Genomic DNA, 12,769 nt, shown 5'->3' with positions numbered 1-12,769 from the left:
ACAAGCCGCTATGGACTACAAAGACAGGCTGTCGATTGGCGGGACCGGTGGGTGAAGGGCAACATACGCCAATAGGACCTAACCCGGCCTCACTCGGATGCGGGGGACGCGGAGTGGGGGAGCTAGGCCCTGCGGCAGGTTAGCGTTTAGAAGAAAAAGAACGAGCGCAGGCCGCGTTTTTTGCGTTTGCCTTCGTTCTCGGCGGAGGCTTTGGCGCTCTCTCCGAACGCAAGCAGCTCTTGCTGCGGCGTGCGAAGAGCTTCAATGGTGGCGGCAAGCTCGGTCAGCGATCTGCGGAGCTCCTCAAGCTCTTTGCGATGATGGAGCAGCTGGACGGTAACGACTTCATCGGCCTTCTGGGACAGGGCAGCTTCTATGGCATTAAGACGTTCGAGCATTGGATCGAGTTCGTCGGTTACGGAGGATGAAGAATGGACAGGGGCAGAAGGGACGATGACTTGCGTAGCTACAGACGATTGGGAAACAGATCCCGCAGGCGATTGAGCTGCATCAACGGATGCCGCAGCATGCTGAAGACCGGTTGCAATCTCAGCCGTTGCCTCGGCTCCTTGAGCTCCTTCTCCGCTGCCTGCCGCGTATACGTTTCCGGCACTATCCACCACCAGCGCGCCAATGCTGCTTCTGCCGGTAAGATTAGCCCCGGCGCCCATAGGGGAGCTGCCGCCAACCAAATGAAGGTTGCCCGCATTGTCCACTACGCCGCCGGCTCGGCCTACGCCTGCGGCTGCGCCAACCAAGCCATCCGCCGCAACAATATTCCCCTTCGCATCAACCAACAGCTTACCGGAATCATCGGACTTGCTTGACGGGCGTTCCGCCGCAACAGGCGGAGCGGGTTCGGCCGTTCCCATTACTTCAGCGGCGACAGCCGCCAAGGACTCTTCTTCCGCCAGCGACAGAAGCCGGATGTCGTACAGGGCTGTACCGGAATCCAGCTGGCCTTTGATTTTCCGCAGCTTCTCCATCGCCGGGGTGTCAAAAATATAATGTCCAAACATGTCCTTCCGGAAGGAAGCCGGAAAGGTCGACACCCAACGCCTGACGGTTGTTTCACTGACGGCCAGCTGATGGGCCGCCTCTTTCGTTTTGAGCAACGTCATTTCATCACCTCATTCATTTGTCACTTATGAGACATATTCGTTCTCGAAAACGTTCTCCCTGCCCGCCTGACAAAGGTAGTGGTATATCGCTAAAAGAAGTGTTCATCCGATTCGATTCGCGAAATACGGGTCGTTCGACAATATTCAGCAAAGCTTTCCGATAGAATGCACTTTCTATGAAAAGCGAACATTATAAATGGAAATAAATAAATAGTTCGTGAATAGAACGTATTTTCGCGAAAAAAGGATTGACAGTGCCTAGGTTTGTCCAGTAACCTTATGAAGGTTAATTGAACAGCTAACATCACTATCATTCGTATATCCTCATCAATATGGCGTGAGGGTCTCTACAAGGAGCCAAAAATCCTAACTACGAATAAGGGATACGTGTACCATCTTCCCTTCATTCGCGGCGCGGGATTTTTTTGTTTTTCCAGATTTACTAATCCGGCGCATTCAAGGGGACAATAGGTAACACGCAATCCGGACAATAAGGACAACCTGGAGGGAACAAGCAATGGATCGCCTGTTTAAACTGAAGGAGCGGGGCACTACGTTAACAACGGAGCTGCTCGCGGGAATTACGACCTTTCTTACGATGGTCTATATCGTAATCGTTAACCCCGGCGTGCTAAGCGAAGCGGGAATGGATTTTCACGGCGTCTTTATCGCAACCGTCCTCGCAAGTATCGTGGCAACGCTCATTATGGGACTTTTCTCGAATTACCCGATTGCGCTGGCGCCCGGCATGGGGCTTAACGCTTATTTCGCGTTTTCTGTCGTAGGGGGAGAAGGCGTATCGTGGCAAACGGCGCTTGGCGCGGTTTTTGTCGCCGGGGTTATCTTCATCCTGCTGTCTCTGACTTCCTTCCGCTACATGCTGCTTGATGCCATCCCGTCAAGCCTGAAGCATGCTATTACGGCGGGTATCGGCTTATTCATTACGTTTATCGGTCTGCAAAATGCAAAAATCGTCGTTGCTTCGCCAGCGACCCTCATCACGATGGGGGATCTGTCGCAGCCGATGACGCTGCTTACGATCGTAGGTCTTATTATCTCGCTTATTCTGATGGCTTACCGGGTAAAGGGCTTCCTGTTCATCGGCATGATCATCACGGCTATTATCGCGGTTATCACAGGCCAGATGCATTTGCCGGAAAAATGGGCTGCGCTGCCTACAGGCCTTAGCGCGACGGCTTTCCAGCTGGATATTGGCGGCGTGTTCCAAAATGGCCTTTATGCCGTTATTTTCACTTTCCTGCTTATTACGCTGTTCGACACAACCGGCACGATGCTTGGCGTTGCGGAGCAAGCCGGCCTGCTGAAGGACAATAAGTTCCCGCGTTCGCGCGGTGCGCTGCTTGCCGATGCCATCGGTACAACTACCGGCGCATTGCTTGGCACAAGCCCAACTTCCGCGTATGTCGAGTCGAGCTCTGGGGTAGCCGTAGGCGGCAGAACCGGTCTGACGGCCATAACGGTGAGCGTGCTGCTGGCGCTGACGCTCTTTTTCTCCCCGACGGTATCGGTTCTCGCGGGTATTCCCGCCATTACGGCTCCGGCGCTTATTATCGTGGGCTTCCTGATGATAAACGTCCTGCGCAAAATCGATTGGAGCGATATTGAAGAAGCATTCCCGGCGTTCCTGATCGTTGTTCTTATGCCGCTTACGTACAGCATCGCAACGGGGATTGGCATCGGCTTTATCGTGTATCCGATTCTGAAGCTGATCCGCGGCAAAGGCAAAGAGGTTCATCCGATTTTCTACGTGTTCGCGGTTCTGTTCTTTATTCAGATCGGTTTCTTCAGCCACTAGCCACCCGCCTATAATGCCCGCGGCGCCGCCTAGGGAAGAGCACCAAACCCTGCCCTTACACGTACAATAACCCATGGCATGATCATGGGAGGGGTAAGGAAATGCTTCAAATTTCGGGCAATGACGCCGGGGACATTAACCCGTTTGCGTTAACGCCGGTTGAGCGTGACGTGCTGCAAGGCAAGCAGAACAGTCCCGTTGTCTACCAATATGATTCAATGGACTCGCTCCGGTTCGAGCTGCGCCTTCGGGACCGTACGGTGAATGCGGCTAGAATGCTGCAGGACAGCCGGGCGGACTTCGCGGTATTCCGTAACTCCAGATGCAATCCGCGTTATTGGACGAGGACGGAGAACGGGGGCTTCCAGATGAATCCGGATGTTCAGCCTTCGGATGCGATTAACGATATTTTTCAGAACGGCGAGAATTACGGGTTCGAATGCGCAACCGCGATTGTAATCGTGCTGTACAAAGCAGTGCTCGATACAATCGGGGAGCAAGCGTTCAACAAGCTGTTCAATCCGCTGTATTTGCGGGACTGGAACCATGACGGCGACTTGTGGTTCATTACGACACATAACAAGAACGAATCGTACCCGGGCGACGTGATGTACTTCCGCAATCCGGATTTCGACCGGGAGACGCCGGAATGGCAAGGGGAGAATGTCGTGAAGCTGTCGGATAATCTGTTCTTCGGCCACGGCATAGGCATTGAAACGGGCGAACAGATCATCAGCGCATTAAATAGAATGCGCGAGCCGTTCAGCTCCGAATCGGCTTATCTCGACGATCTGGTCGTTCATCCGAACTTCCAGCATTTGAGGCAGATCGCGGCTCGGGGCAGCCGCTTTGCGGTAAAATTGTAATTGAAACAGAGAATACTGGGCGTCTCGGGCGCTCATAGGTGAAATAAGACCCTGTCAGGGTCTTATTAACTCGCGGGGGTCCTTAAACGGACCTATCTGGGGCGCGCATAGGTGAAATAAGACCCTCCCGGGGTCTTATCGAACACCAAAAGAGTAACTTGAGTTGCGATAAGACCCTGTCAGGGTCTTATTAACTCGCGGGGGTCCTTAAACGGACCTATCTGGGGCGCGCACAGATGAAATAAGACCCTCGCGGGGTCTTATCGAGCACCAGTAGAGTAACTTGAGTTGCGATAAGACCCTGTCAGGGTCTTATTAACTCGCGGGAGTCCTTAAACGGACCTACCTTGGGCGCGCACAGATGAAATAAGACCCCCCGCGGGGTCTTGTTTTATTTCGAACGCATGTTGCGGCGGAACAGCTGGGGCGCTTCCCCGGTAATCTTCTTGAACAGCCGCGAAAAATAAAATACGTCGCCGTAGCCAAGCGCCGCTGCGATTTCCTTGACCGTCTGCTCGGTATTGAGCAGGCGGTTTTTGGCTTCGGCCATTTTTAGCCGATGGACGTATTCGTGCAGGGCGAAGCCGGTATACTCGCTAACCGTACGGCGCAGCGTCGATAACGCCCAATGATGGCGCTCGGCAAAAGCCGCCGCGTCGAAAGGTTCATGCAAAGTGCCGGATAAGGCCTGGAGCAGCTGGGCAAGGCGGGCCGTCTTGCCTTGAGCGGTTGGCGAGGATTGACAGCTCTGCACCCAGTCGTAGACGAGAGACTCAAGCGTCAGCGCAGCGCGGTCGGCGTCGGCCGGGGTGCCGCTGTCCATCAGCGCAAAGATGCGGTCAATCCGGTTCTGCGAAGAAGCATCCTCACCCGGATTCATGACTGCGTTCGGGAGGATCGGCCAATGCTCGAGCCACTCCCGATGCCTTGATCCCTCAATGGTGAAGTAATACTCGTCCCAATAGCCGCCTGGGTCCGGACCGTAATCATAATGAAAGCCAGGCTGGAACAAGAACAAGCTGCCGGCCGTCACCTGCTGTGCCTCTCCGCGGTCGACGCGGTAGGTTCCCGAGCCTCCCGCAATATATACGATCGCCCAATATTGAAAAACCGCCTCCTGCCGGAAATGCGTTCGACCGGGCAAATAGCCGACGTTTCGAATAACGAGGGAACGAACGGACAGCTTGGCGGGATCCACCGTTAAATCGATCATGCGAAGGGGCTGTGAACTGATCATATAATCCATGATTTGAGCCATGCTGTTCATTCCTCTCTTTTTATACTCATGATAAATTGAACATAGAGCAGGTTGCAACTGATTATAGGAAACATGGAGGAGATGCTGGCAATGACGAAATTAAAGGTTGGAGTTATTGGGGCAGGGTCGATATCGGGCTCGCATTTGCATGGCTATTCGGTTCATCCAGAGGTGGAGCTTGCGGCAATCGCGGATTTGAACGGGGAACGAGCGCGGGAGAAGGCCGAAGCTTACGGCATCCCTCATGTTTACGATAACTATAAAGATTTGCTGGCGAATCCGGAGATTGATGCGGTAAGCATCTGTACCTGGAATAACAGCCATGCCGAGATTGCGGTGGCCGCGCTGGATGCAGGCAAGCATGTGCTATGCGAAAAGCCGCTTGCCAAGACGGTTGAACAGGCGCTTGCCGTACAGGAGGCTGTCCGACGCTCCGGCAAGCAGCTGCTTGTAGGCTTCGTCCGCAGATATGCCGACCAGGCGCAGCTTGTGAAGCAGTATGCGGAGAGCGGGCAGCTTGGAGACATTTACTATGCCAAAGCATCGGCAATCCGGCGGTTAGGCAACCCGGGCGGCTGGTTTGCGGATTCCGAACGCTCGGGCGGAGGTCCTCTGATTGATGTCGGCGTACATATGATTGATTTGTGCTGGTATCTGATGGGCAAGCCCAAGCCGGTTTCGGTAAGCGGCAATACGTACCGGAAGCTGGGCAACCGGTCGCATATTGAAGGCTTAAGCTTCTATAAGGCGGCGGACTACGACGCTTCGCTTAACGATGTCGAGGATATGGCCAATGCGCTCATCCGCTTCGAGAACGGCGCTTCGCTGTATGTCGATATCAGCTACACGCTGCATGCCGCGCAGAACGAAATGAGCAGCAAAATTTACGGCACCAAAGGCGGAGCCGAGATTGATCCGAAGCTCGTGATCGTAACCGAGCAGTTCAACAAAATCGTGAATATCGAGCCGCAGCTGGATCATCTGGCGTTCCAATTCCAGGACAGCTTCGACCTGGAGGTTGCTCATTTCGTCGATTGCTGCTTCGGCAAAGCCGAGCCGATCAGCCCGGTAGAGGATGGCGTGGAGCTGATGCGGATGCTTCAGGCGGTTTATGAATCGGCGGCTCTTGGAGCGGAAGTAGTCTTGAATACGGAGGCTGCGGCTTCGACTGCCGCTGCAGCGAAGGAAGGAGTCTAATTCATGACGGAACTGGTCAACATAAAGGTTAACAATCCAATTGGCGTAATTGTCGAGAGCTTTGGGATTGGCTTAAACGAAGGGTTGAAAAAAGCGGTTGAGGTTGGAGCGGAAGGCGTGCAGATTTACGCGGTAAGCGGCGAGACCGATCCTGCCAATCTGTCCGCTTCGGCTCGGCGCGAGCTTAAGGACCGCATTGCGTCGCTTGGCCTTACGATTTCGGCTTTATGCGGAGATCTTGGGGGACATGGCTTTCAGGATGCCGAAGCTAATCCGGCCAAAATCGAAAAGTCCAAGCGGATTCTCGAGCTCGCGCTTGATTTGGGAACCAATATCGTAACGACGCATATCGGTATCGTGCCGGAAGATGCGAATTCGCCGATCTACGCTGCGATGCAGTCTTCCTGCGAAGAATTAAGCAGCTACGCAAGCAGCATGGGGGCTTATTTTGCGATTGAGACGGGTCCTGAGCCTGCTGCGCGATTGAAGTCTTTCCTGGATTCGCTTACGACAAACGGCGTATCGGTTAACTTCGACCCGGCCAATATGGTTATGGTGACTGGCGATGATCCGGTGCAGGGCGTTTATTTGCTGAAGGATTATATCGTGCATACGCATGCGAAGGACGGAATTAAGCTGGCGGCCGAGATTGATCCGCGTGTCGTGTACGGATACCTGGGCTTTGCGGGGATGAGCCATGACATGATCGCCGATATGGCGAGCGACGGTCCTTTATTCCGCGAGGTTCCTCTTGGGGAAGGCAGCGTTCCGTTTGACCGTTATTTGAAGGCGCTGCAGGATATTGGGTACAACGGCTATTTGACGATTGAACGGGAAGTCGGGCATCGTCCGGAAGAGGATATCCGCAAGGCAGTGGAGTTCCTTCGAGCATTCCGTTAAGGGATTTAGCGCTAGTCTGCCCTTATGCAGGAGGCCGATGCTTCCAAATGACAGATTCCGGCGTAAACCGTTGCAAAATGTTAATATTTAGACTGTATATGCTCCCGTATTGTCCGTTAAGATAGTAGTAATAGGCGAGAAGGGGGTAGTTACAGATGAATGTTCCGGTTGGAGTTTGGATTTTTGCTGCCATCATCGTTGTGTTGCTCACCTGGATGACCCTTTGGGTCACGAAGAAAGCATATTCGAAAAAATGGGACGATTCCGACGTGTAGTCGGATCGTAAGGAAATAGATAAGAGCTGCCCGACGCGGGCAGCTCTTTTTCGTTCTGCCTCCGCACGCGCGGAAGCTAGAGAAGGACGAGAGCTTAACGATACGGGACATCGCTAAGGTGCGCGGAAACGTGTGGAGGCTGGCGAAAAGTAGCTGAATGGTTGAGCTTAACGATGCGTGGCATCGTTAAGGAGGCGGAAATTAGAAATGGGCGAGTGCTTAACGATGCGGGACATCGCTAAGGTGGGCGGAAACGTGTGGAGGTAGGCGAAAAGTAGCTGGATGGTTTGAGCTTAACGATGCGCGGCATCGTTAAGGAGGCGGAAATTAGAAGAGGGCGAGTGCTTAACGATGCGGGACATCGCTAAGGTGCGCGGAAATGTGTGAAGGCTGGCAAAAAGTAGCTAAATGGTTGAGCTTAACGATACGCGGTATCGTTAAGGAGGAAAAAGTTCGAGCTGGGCGAGTGCTTAACGATGTGGGACATCGCTAAGGTGCGAAGAAACGTGTGGAGGTAGGCGAAAAGTAGCTGGATGGTTGAGCTTAACGATGCGCGGCATCGTTAAGGAGGAAAAAGTTCGAGCTGGGCGAGTGCTTAACGATGCGGGACATCGCTAAGGTGGGCGGAAACGTGTGGAGGTAGGCTAAAAGTAGCTGAATGGTTGAGCTTAACGATGCGTGGCATCGTTAAGGAGGCGGAAATTAGAAGTGGGCGAGTGCTTAACGATGTGGAACATCGTTAAGGTGGGCGGAAACGTGTGGAGGCTGGCGAAAATTAGCTGGATGGTTGAGCTTAACGATGCGCGGCATCGTTAAGGAGGCGGAAGTTCGAGCTGGGCGAGGGCTTAACGATGCGGGACATCGCTAAGGTGCGCGGAAACGTGTGGAGGCTGGCGAAAAGTAGCTACATAGTTGAGCTTAACGATGCGCTGCATCGTTAAGGATGCGGAAGTTCGAGTTGGCTGCCGGATGACCTGTATTTTTACATTACAATCAACTAACTAAAGCTGTAAAAAGGGAGTCCCCATCACCATAACGGTTGATTGGGACTCCCTTAAGTTTAACCCGGGAATTCGAGAAGAGCCGGGTCGATTGCGGGAACGAGACCTTCGTCGGCTGCGCGGTTAAGCAGGGTTGAGATCGCGGCATAACCGCTGCTGCCCAGATTGCCCGTGAAGTCGTTCACGTACAAGTTAATATGCTGCTGGGCAACGGAAGGATCCATCTCCTGTGCATGCTGCATAACGTAGTCCTTCGATGCCTCAGGATGCTTCCAAGCATACTCGACGGATTGTTCGATCCAGCTGGAAAGAGCGCGCAGGTCGAGCGAGCGGCGGGCGATAATGGCGCCAAGCGGAATCGGCAGGCCGGTATCGGATTCCCACCAGCTGCCGAGGTCAACCAGCATGGAGAGGTCGTAATTCTGGTAAGTGAAGCGGGCTTCGTGAATCACAAGGCCGGCGTCGATCTTGCCATCGCGTACGGCAGGCATGATCTCGTGGAACGGCATCACGATAATTTCGCCTACGCCGCCGGGAACATTTTGCGCTGCCCATAGACGGAACAGCAGATAGGCAGTCGAGCGTTCGCTAGGTACGGCCACTCTTTTGCCGCTGAGGTAAGACGCGTCCTCCAGCTTGTCTTTTGTGAGAACAAGCGGACCGCAGCCCCGGCCAAGAGCGCCGCCGCATGGAAGTAGCGCGTAGTCTTTTAATACCCAAGGCAGAGCAGCGTAGGAAATCTTGAGCACATCAAGATCGCTGTCGCCGCTTGCCGCCAAATTGTTCGTAATGTCGATATCGGCATACATCACATCAAATTCCGGAGCACCCGGAACCAAACCATGCGTCAGAGCATGGAATACAAACGTGTCGTTCGGACACGGGGAAAAAGCGATTTTCATACCATAACCTCCCGTAATACGGAGCTTGCAGCTTCAAGAGACTGCAGAGCGTCCTTAATCCGCCAAACGCTGCGGTCACGCGGGCCAACCGGATTCGAAATCGCGCGCAGCTCCAGCACGGGCAGACCCACGCGGCGGGCAGCAGCGGCAACGCCAAAGCCCTCCATCGCTTCCGCGGCAGCGCCGGGAATCCGCTCGGCCAGCCCGGCAGCCGTCTCGGCGGAGCCAGTAACCGTCGATAAGGTAAGGACGGGGCCAAGCGCGGTCTGAAGTCCGGCAGCCTGAAGCGCCGAAGTCAGACGCTCGGCGAGCTCGCCATCCACCTCGATATGAGCGGAACCGAACCCAAGCTTGTCCACGCTGTGGAAGCCTTCCGGCGTCTCGGCGCCAAGATCGGCGGCAATGATTGCGTTGGAGACAACCAGCGTGCCCACCTCGGCACGTTCCTTGAATCCGCCGGCGATACCTGCGGAAATAACAAGGCGATAGGCATTGCGATCAGCCAAAGCAAGGTGCGTTGCCGTACTGACGGCGGCTTCCACCGGACCAACGCCGGCTTCCATTACCTCGAAGCGTTCGTCGCCGTTAAGGCCGCGCAGGACAGCATCTCGTTCAACCGCAACGGCGGTCATAACGAGTATTTTTCCATTTTCGCTCATGCTGCAAACTCCTTTAATATTTCAGTACTAAAGTATTATAACGCTAAATAAAGGCGCCTGTCATTTTTTCCGGACTTCGAAAAACTCGCATTCCGCCCTTGTATAGTAGACGAGGTCGCTCACGCTGGACTGAATGACAACGATACTGTCGTCGAAACGAATGACCGTGCCGCCGTTGTTCACGATAAAGTCATCCTTGAATACGCGTACCGGATATTTGCGCTGCACCGCTTCTTCAAAATCCGGATCGGTCATCAATTTACGGTTGATCGCCACTTTTTGCTTTCGCTCCTTTCGTAAATAAGGGATTCGCTAAAAACAGTGTAGGCTTATTTCGGGCTGTTGTCCATGCGGAGCGAAAGGCTTGGTTTATGCCGGATGAGAGGGTACAATATAAGGAACATTCTATAAAAGCAGGAGGATATTATTCATGACCTTACATAATGACAAATTAACGGTATTTATCGGCTCTTACGCGGAAGCGGACAACAGCGGCGTGTACCGTTACGAATTTGATACGGCAGAAGGGACGCTGACCCTTAAGGAGCAGGCATCGGGATTAAAAAATCCAACCTTCCTTAATGTTGATGCGGCAAAAAACAGACTGTATGCCATTGCCGAAGGCGCGGATGCGGAAGGCGCGAAGGTTGGCGATGCGGTTGCTTTTTCGATTGAAGGCAGCAACCTTGCGCAATTGAACCGTAAGCTTGCCATAACGGCGCCGTCCTGCCATATTCAGCGCGATGCGGACAGCGAATTTGTACTGCTGTGCAGCTACCATGGGGGCCGGATCAGCCTGGTGTCGCTCTCGGATAACGGGGAAATCGGAGAGATTCTCGATATTCAGCAGCATGAAGGAAGCGGTCCTCATCCGAACCAGAAAACGCCGCATCCGCACAGCACGAACTTCAGCCCGGACGGCAAATATATTTTTGTACCGGATCTTGGGATCGACCGGATCGTTGCTTACACGTTGGATAAAGAAAACCGCAAGCTGGTCCGCCACGGCGAGACCGCGGTGCAGCCTGGCGCGGGTCCGCGCCATATGACATTCCATCCGAATGGTCAGTTTGCTTTTGTGATTAACGAGCTGGATTCGACCATTATTTCCTTCCGTTACGATGCGGAAAAAGGTGCGCTCGAGGCCGTGCAGACGGTGCCGACTCTGCCGGAAGGCTTCGCTGAAGCTAATGGCACCGCGGAAATCGCGATCTCCGAGGATGGACGTTTCCTCTATGGCTCGAACCGCGGTCATGACAGCCTTGCCGTATTTGCGGTGGACGCGGAGAGCGGCCAGCTGACGCTGGTTGGGCATGTGTCGACGGAAGGAAAACATCCGCGACATTTTGCGTTGGTACCGGGCGGTCAATTCGCGATCACGGCGAACAAGGATACCAATAACGTAGCGGTATTCCGCATTAGCGAGTCGGGTATGCCGGTGTATACGGGCTATTCGATCGAAATTTCCCAGCCGGTATGCGTCATTCCGGTTCAGCTGTAGTCGTAAAGAGCGGCAGGGAGAGTGTACGTGAAGCGAAATTCGAGGATTTGCGAGGGTGCACTCAGGGTGAAAAATGTGCGTAAGAATGCCGGGGGAGAGTGAATGATGCAGATTCCAGAGCATTTGTATCAGACGATCAGATCGGTTCACGGCGAAAAAGGCGAGCAGTGGCTGGCGGGCTTCGATAAGCTGCTGCAAGGCTGCGAGGAAAAATGGGGGATGACGGTGGAATTGCCGTCTCCTTTTGTTTTGTCGTATAACTTTGTGGCCCCGGCCGTGCTGCGGGACGGAACGCCGACCGTGCTGAAGCTTGGCGTGCCAAGCCGGGAATTCCGCACGGAGCTGGCGGCGCTGCGGCTTTATGATGGCCGCGGCGCGGTGCGCGTGCTTGCCGCGGACGAGAAGCGGGGCGCGCTATTGATTGAGCGCGTCCAGCCGGGGGTGATGCTGTCGTCGTCGGGATTGAGCGACGACGATGCCGTGCTGGCGGCCGCCGAGGTGATGCGGCGGCTGGCGGTTCCCGCGCCGGACGGGGGAGAATTCCCGTCCGTAGCGGACTGGGCCGCGGGCCTCGCCCGGCTGCGCCAGCGGCATGGGGGCGGCACGGGGCCGCTGCCGGAGCGCGTGGTTTGCCGCGCGGAGGAGGTTTTTCGCCGCCTGCTCGGAGAGGGCGGCGGCGGGTTGTTCTTGCTCCATGGTGACTTGCACCATGGGAATATTTTGTCTTCGGGTCATGGCGGGCCGGGATGGCTGGCCATTGACCCGAAGGGCGTGGTTGGGGAAGCGGAATACGGAACGATTCCGCTGCTCTTGAACCAGCTGCCGCCGAAGGGGCAGCGGGAAGTGATCCGGCGCCGCGTGGAGCTGTTATGCGGCGCCCTTGGTTTGGACCACGCCAGGTTACTGGCGTGGGGGTTCGCTCATGCGGTGCTGTCCACCGCATGGTGCGACGAAGACGGCGTCGGCGATATCCCCGCCGCGCTGGAGCGAGCAGCTTGGTTCGAGGAGCTGCTCGATGAACTGAATCAAGGACAATAAGAGGAAAAAACCGTGCTAACGTGGATCAGACGCTCGATTATGGGGCAGAAGCAGCCCAATAAGACGGAAAAACCGTCTTGCAACAGGGAGAGCCGCGCGAACACGAGATTGAAGTGGCTGAATAAGAGGGAAAAACCGTGCTACCGTGGAGCAGAAGCTCGATTGTGGGGCAGAAGCAGCTCAATAAGACGGAAAAACCGTTTTGCAGCAGGGAGAGCGCGCAAACACGAGATTG

11 protein-coding genes and 1 riboswitch are annotated in these 12,769 nt (G+C 54.7%); of the genes, 6 read left to right on the top strand and 5 right to left on the bottom strand.

The annotated features are described in order from the left end of the window. Positions 1-146: 146 nt before the first annotated feature. Positions 147-1,121: a MerR family transcriptional regulator gene (locus tag PGL01S_RS30305; protein ID WP_127499427.1), complete on the bottom strand. Its 975-nt coding sequence runs from the start codon at positions 1,119-1,121 to the stop codon at positions 147-149. A 294-nt stretch (positions 1,122-1,415) separates the two neighbouring features. Continuing rightward, a riboswitch (purine riboswitch) is annotated at positions 1,416-1,514 on the top strand. 124 nt (positions 1,515-1,638) lie between these two features. Here PGL01S_RS30305 and PGL01S_RS30300 point away from each other — a divergent pair. Further along, entirely contained in the window at positions 1,639-2,937 is a 1,299-nt protein-coding gene (locus PGL01S_RS30300; protein ID WP_012772340.1) for an NCS2 family permease, read from the top strand. 101 nt (positions 2,938-3,038) lie between these two features. Beyond that, a complete protein-coding gene (locus PGL01S_RS30295) occupies positions 3,039-3,803 on the top strand; it encodes a protein-glutamine gamma-glutamyltransferase (RefSeq protein WP_127499425.1) in 765 nt (254 codons plus the stop codon). A 391-nt stretch (positions 3,804-4,194) separates the two neighbouring features. Here PGL01S_RS30295 and PGL01S_RS30290 read toward each other — a convergent pair whose 3' ends face one another. Further along, the gene (locus PGL01S_RS30290; RefSeq protein ID WP_127499423.1) at positions 4,195-5,061 is read right to left on the bottom strand and encodes an AraC family transcriptional regulator; all 867 of its coding nucleotides are present in this window, start codon (positions 5,059-5,061) and stop codon (positions 4,195-4,197) included. 90 nt (positions 5,062-5,151) lie between these two features. Here PGL01S_RS30290 and PGL01S_RS30285 point away from each other — a divergent pair, with 90 nt between their 5' ends. Both PGL01S_RS30285 and PGL01S_RS30280 read left to right on the top strand, forming a co-directional pair. Further along, positions 5,152-6,258: a Gfo/Idh/MocA family protein gene (locus PGL01S_RS30285; RefSeq protein WP_127499421.1), complete on the top strand. Its 1,107-nt coding sequence runs from the start codon at positions 5,152-5,154 to the stop codon at positions 6,256-6,258. Between the two features lie 3 nt (positions 6,259-6,261). Further along, the gene (locus tag PGL01S_RS30280) at positions 6,262-7,158 is read left to right on the top strand and encodes a sugar phosphate isomerase/epimerase family protein (RefSeq protein ID WP_127499419.1); all 897 of its coding nucleotides are present in this window, start codon (positions 6,262-6,264) and stop codon (positions 7,156-7,158) included. A 1,335-nt stretch (positions 7,159-8,493) separates the two neighbouring features. On the opposite strand, the gene PGL01S_RS30275 is transcribed toward PGL01S_RS30280, so the two are convergent. From PGL01S_RS30275 to PGL01S_RS30265, 3 genes are read right to left on the bottom strand one after another with little or no spacing between them, the layout of a single operon-like run. Next, on the bottom strand, positions 8,494-9,336 hold the full coding sequence (locus PGL01S_RS30275; protein ID WP_127499416.1) for a 1,4-dihydroxy-6-naphtoate synthase: 843 nt from the start codon (positions 9,334-9,336) through the stop codon (positions 8,494-8,496). Further along, positions 9,333-9,995, bottom strand: a complete 663-nt coding sequence (locus tag PGL01S_RS30270; protein ID WP_127499414.1) for a futalosine hydrolase — start codon at positions 9,993-9,995, stop codon at positions 9,333-9,335. The genes PGL01S_RS30275 and PGL01S_RS30270 overlap by 4 nt, the downstream gene beginning before the upstream one ends. A 60-nt stretch (positions 9,996-10,055) precedes the next feature. Then, positions 10,056-10,271: a hypothetical protein gene (locus PGL01S_RS30265; protein WP_127499411.1), complete on the bottom strand. Its 216-nt coding sequence runs from the start codon at positions 10,269-10,271 to the stop codon at positions 10,056-10,058. Positions 10,272-10,425: 154 nt separating this feature from the next. On the opposite strand from PGL01S_RS30265, the gene PGL01S_RS30260 reads away from it, so the two are divergent. Then, the gene (locus PGL01S_RS30260; protein WP_127499409.1) at positions 10,426-11,496 is read left to right on the top strand and encodes a lactonase family protein; all 1,071 of its coding nucleotides are present in this window, start codon (positions 10,426-10,428) and stop codon (positions 11,494-11,496) included. 102 nt (positions 11,497-11,598) lie between these two features. Continuing rightward, positions 11,599-12,534, top strand: a complete 936-nt coding sequence (locus tag PGL01S_RS30255) for an aminoglycoside phosphotransferase family protein (RefSeq protein ID WP_127499407.1) — start codon at positions 11,599-11,601, stop codon at positions 12,532-12,534. The last annotated feature ends 235 nt before the right edge of the window (positions 12,535-12,769 follow it).

It is taken from the genome of Paenibacillus glycanilyticus NBRC 16618 (assembly GCF_004000805.1).
GTDB lineage: Bacteria > Bacillota > Bacilli > Paenibacillales > Paenibacillaceae > Pristimantibacillus > Pristimantibacillus glycanilyticus.
The sequence above is the reverse complement of the archived record's forward strand: the minus strand, read 5'-3'. Positions and strand labels throughout refer to the sequence as shown.

Excerpts from the sequence above, each read along its gene's own strand:
- PGL01S_RS30305 (WP_127499427.1), bottom strand. The coding sequence starts at position 1,121 with ATGACGTTGCTCAAAACGAAAGAGGCGGCCCATCAGCTGGCCGTCAGT.
- PGL01S_RS30300 (WP_012772340.1), top strand. The coding sequence starts at position 1,639 with ATGGATCGCCTGTTTAAACTGAAGGAGCGGGGCACTACGTTAACAACG.
- PGL01S_RS30295 (WP_127499425.1), top strand. The coding sequence starts at position 3,039 with ATGCTTCAAATTTCGGGCAATGACGCCGGGGACATTAACCCGTTTGCG.
- PGL01S_RS30290 (WP_127499423.1), bottom strand. The coding sequence starts at position 5,061 with ATGGCTCAAATCATGGATTATATGATCAGTTCACAGCCCCTTCGCATG.
- PGL01S_RS30285 (WP_127499421.1), top strand. The coding sequence starts at position 5,152 with ATGACGAAATTAAAGGTTGGAGTTATTGGGGCAGGGTCGATATCGGGC.
- PGL01S_RS30280 (WP_127499419.1), top strand. The coding sequence starts at position 6,262 with ATGACGGAACTGGTCAACATAAAGGTTAACAATCCAATTGGCGTAATT.
- PGL01S_RS30275 (WP_127499416.1), bottom strand. The coding sequence starts at position 9,336 with ATGAAAATCGCTTTTTCCCCGTGTCCGAACGACACGTTTGTATTCCAT.
- PGL01S_RS30270 (WP_127499414.1), bottom strand. The coding sequence starts at position 9,995 with ATGAGCGAAAATGGAAAAATACTCGTTATGACCGCCGTTGCGGTTGAA.
- PGL01S_RS30260 (WP_127499409.1), top strand. The coding sequence starts at position 10,426 with ATGACCTTACATAATGACAAATTAACGGTATTTATCGGCTCTTACGCG.
- PGL01S_RS30255 (WP_127499407.1), top strand. The coding sequence starts at position 11,599 with ATGATGCAGATTCCAGAGCATTTGTATCAGACGATCAGATCGGTTCAC.